This window comes from Vibrio sp. (assembly GCF_050299255.1).
Lineage (GTDB): Bacteria > Pseudomonadota > Gammaproteobacteria > Enterobacterales > Vibrionaceae > Vibrio.
Genome location: NZ_JBNKVP010000144.1, coordinates 1 through 3,641 on the forward strand (window position 1 = coordinate 1; position 3,641 = coordinate 3,641).

Annotated in this window: 4 protein-coding genes; all 4 read left to right on the plus strand. The window is 48.2% G+C overall.

Annotated elements, in window-relative coordinates; all coding sequences use genetic code 11:
* On the plus strand, positions 1 to 1,001 hold a 1,001-nt coding region (locus ACQY6F_RS18435), incomplete at its 5' end, for a dimethylsulfoniopropionate demethylase (RefSeq protein WP_428776532.1).
* A complete protein-coding gene (locus tag ACQY6F_RS18440; RefSeq protein WP_428776533.1) occupies positions 998 to 2,308 on the plus strand; it encodes an O-acetylhomoserine aminocarboxypropyltransferase/cysteine synthase family protein in 1,311 nt (436 codons plus the stop codon). The genes ACQY6F_RS18435 and ACQY6F_RS18440, both read left to right, overlap by 4 nt.
* A complete protein-coding gene (locus ACQY6F_RS18445; RefSeq protein WP_428776535.1) occupies positions 2,305 to 3,096 on the plus strand; it encodes an alpha/beta fold hydrolase in 792 nt (263 codons plus the stop codon). The genes ACQY6F_RS18440 and ACQY6F_RS18445 overlap by 4 nt, the downstream gene beginning before the upstream one ends.
* 8 nt (positions 3,097 to 3,104) lie before the next feature.
* The coding region (locus ACQY6F_RS18450; RefSeq protein WP_428776537.1) for a 3-hydroxyacyl-CoA dehydrogenase family protein at positions 3,105 to 3,641 on the plus strand (537 nt) is incomplete at its 3' end.

The window sequence follows — 3,641 nt, forward strand, 5'->3', positions numbered from 1 at the left end:
TTTTTGAATCACTGGAGAAAGACTACTGGCACCTTTGTCATCACGTACAGGTTTGGGATGTTTCCTGTGAACGTCAGATCGAGATAAAGGGTCCGGATAGTCAAAAACTGGTTCAATTGATGACCCCTCGTGATATGACTAAAGCACAGGACCTCCAGTGTTTTTATGCCCCGCTATGCGATAGCGATGGAGGCATTGTGAATGACCCTATCGCGATACGATTTTCTGAATCTCACTGGTGGTTATCTATTGCTGACAGCGATATTAAACTCTGGGCAAGAGGTCTGGCTACGGGTTACGGTCTGGATGTTACCGTCACAGAGGCTGATGTATGGCCATTAGCAATACAGGGTCCCAAGGCCGAGGTTCTAATGTCTCGAGTGTTCGGTGATGAAGTTGAAAGTATTCGTTTCTTTCGCGGTAAAATACTCGATTTTAATGGTACGCCTATGTTGGTCACACGCTCAGGCTGGAGCAAACAGGGCGGCTTTGAAATCTACCTGAACGATGCGAGCCTGGCAGAACCGCTCTGGGATAGATTGTTCACTGAAGGAGCTGATTTAAACGTCAAAGCGGGTTGTCCTAATCTCATTGAACGTATAGAAAGCGGCCTGCTCTCGTATGGCAACGATATGACCAGCCAGAACACACCATTTGATTGCGGTCTGGATAGTTATATTAATCTGGATGCTGATATTGAGTCCCTCAGCCTGCCAGCACTACGAGAAGCTCAGGGTAAACAAAAGCAACAGTTGATGGGGATCATTCTGGATCAACCTGTAGAGCTCAATGACACCCTCTTATATCATGATGCTCATGTCATCGGGGAAGTTACTTCAGATGTTTTCTCACCCAAATTCGGTAAACATCTAATGATGGCGATGATCGATATTGAGCATTATGAAAATCATCCCCAAATCCAGGTAGCCGGTGTACAGGGATGCATCTGCACTCTGCCATTTGACGATAATTGTTTCAAGGTTCAAAAGGAGAATTCATGAGTCGATCCTCTTATCTAAAGCCGGACACGATTGCCCTGCACTCCGGTTACGTGCCGGAAAGTGACCACGGTTCTCGTGCGGTTCCGGTTTATCAAACGACCTCTTATGTTTTCGAAAGTGTAAGTGAAGCATCATCTCTGTTTAATGTTGAGCAGGGTGGCCATATTTACAGCCGGATTACCAATCCAACCGTAGCAGTGCTTGAGCAACGCATAGCTGCATTAGAGGGTGGTAGTGGGGCAGTATGTACCGCATCAGGAATGAGCGCCCTGTTCGTAACCTTTGTAACGCTCTGTTCCGCTGGTGATCATATCGTTTCCTCAGCACAGATTTATGGCTCTACGGCAACCCTGTTACGGCATACCCTGAAAAGATTCGGAATCAGTTGCAGCTTTGTCCCCATTAATGATGAACAGGCTTTGAGAGAAGCCATACAGGAAAATACCAAACTGGTTTTCTGCGAATCGATTGGCAACCCCGGTCTTGAGGTAGCAGACCTACCGAAAATCAGCGCAATAGCCAATGAGATGGGATTGCCAGTGGTGATCGACGCGACCTTCGCCACCCCTGCCCTATGTCGCCCAATCGATTTCGGTGCCAATATAGTTGTTCATTCAGTCACCAAATGGATGGGTGGACACGGTGTTGCTATCGGTGGTGCCATCGTCGATGGTGGGAATTTTGACTGGGAAAAAAGTGGACGCTTTCCTGAACTCATTGAACCCTATGCACCTTTTCATGGGATTAAGTTCTGGGATGAATTTGGGCCTTCGGCATTAGCTATGAAAATTCGTGCCGAATCTATGCGTGATATCGGCGCAGCACTCAGCCCCCACAGTGCCTTTCTTATATTACAGGGCATTGAGACTTTAAGCATGCGCATGAAACAGCATGTTTCAAACGCCCTGCAAATGGTGGAATGGTTACAGCAACAGGATCAGGTGCTGTGGGTGAATCATCCGGATATGCCTTCTAACCCCAGTCATGAGATAGCCCGGCTTCTGTTCCCTGAAGGGGCTGGGTCCATGCTATGTTTTGGCGTGGTAGGTGGTCGTGCCGGTGGCGCTGCTTTTATTAATGCCTTGCAACTGGCATCCAATCTGGCCAATGTTGGCGACTCGCGCACACTGGTGCTTCACCCTGGCAGCACAACGCATTCACGGCTGGATCAGGATGCAATGGCTGCTGCCGGTATCAGTGAGGATATGATCCGTGTTTCTGTTGGTATCGAAGACATCAGTGATATCAGGGCAGATTTTCAACGCGGGTTAAAGGCTGCTCAACGTATCGCCGAGGCTGCATTATGAGAATCACATTAAATGGCGAAGATATCTACGCAGCTACGGGTGGTAAGGAATTCAATCCAGAACTACCCGTTGTTCTATTCATTCATGGCAGCGGTCTTGATCATCGTAGCTGGGCTCTGCAGACCCGATGGTTTGCCTATAACGGATTTTCCGTACTAGCCCCTGATCTACCGGGGCATAGTTTATCTGCAGGCAGCCCTTTAACCAGTATTCAAGCTATGGGCGCATGGTTAAGTGACTTTCTATCGCAATGCGGTGTGACACAGTGCCATGTGGTCGGGCATTCTCAGGGTTTTTTATGTGCGCTTGAGTTGGCACATCAATCGCCTGATAAAGTTGCTTCGTTGACAGGTATAGGCACTGCATCCGCAATTCCTGTAAACCCGGCATTGATCGACGCTGCAAAAAAATCTGCAGCGGATGCAGCTGAACTGATGTTGCAATGGGGATTTGGTCAAAAGGCTCAGATGGGGATGTCAGCGGTACCCGGCATGCAACCCATCGGCATAGGTCGACAGATCATGTCGCAGAATCCACTGGCTGTAGATCTTCAGGCATGCGCTGATTATTTCAGTGGGGATGAGATCGCAGGCGAGTTAAAAATACCGTCGCTAGTGATACTTGCCGGCCAGGATCGAATGACCCCTCTTAAAGCAGGCAAGGCCCTGGCCCATGCCTTACAGGCCGAAACCTGTATCCTTAATGGTTATGGCCATATGCTACCAATAGAAGCCCCTAAACAAAGTCTTCAGGCAATGAGTGTCTTTATTACCAAACAGCAGAAATAAGAGTAAATATGAAAATCAATAAAGTTGTCGTCATCGGCGCAGGAACCATGGGTAGTGGCATTGCGGGTCAGGTAGCCAATGCAGGAATAGAGGTCTGGTTGCTGGATTTACCCAGCGATGATAACCCGAATGCTCTGGCTGAACGCGGACTTGAGCGCTTACGTAACCCCGATCAACCCGGCTTGATGAGCGAACAGGCTGAATCACTGATTCATCTGGGAAACACAAGAGATGATTTTGCTCAGCTTGCAGATTGTGACTGGGTGGCGGAAGCCGTAGTAGAACGACTGGATATTAAAAAGGATCTGTATCAGCGTCTGAATGAAGTATGCCGGGCAGATACCATTATCACCTCAAACACATCAACGATACCTATCAAACTACTGGTAGAAGATATGCCGGTAGATTTCCGTAAACGTTTTGCGATTACCCATTTTTTCAATCCCGTGCGTTTTATGCGCCTGCTTGAACTGGTTAGTGGTGAAGACAGCGATGCTGACATCGTACAAATGCTGGCAGGATTCTGTGAGCAACAACTGGGCAAA

Bases quoted from the DNA above. Each gene is read 5' to 3' on its own strand.
- ACQY6F_RS18440 (WP_428776533.1), top strand. From the start codon at position 998: ATGAGTCGATCCTCTTATCTAAAGCCGGACACGATTGCCCTGCACTCC.
- ACQY6F_RS18445 (WP_428776535.1), top strand. From the start codon at position 2,305: ATGAGAATCACATTAAATGGCGAAGATATCTACGCAGCTACGGGTGGT.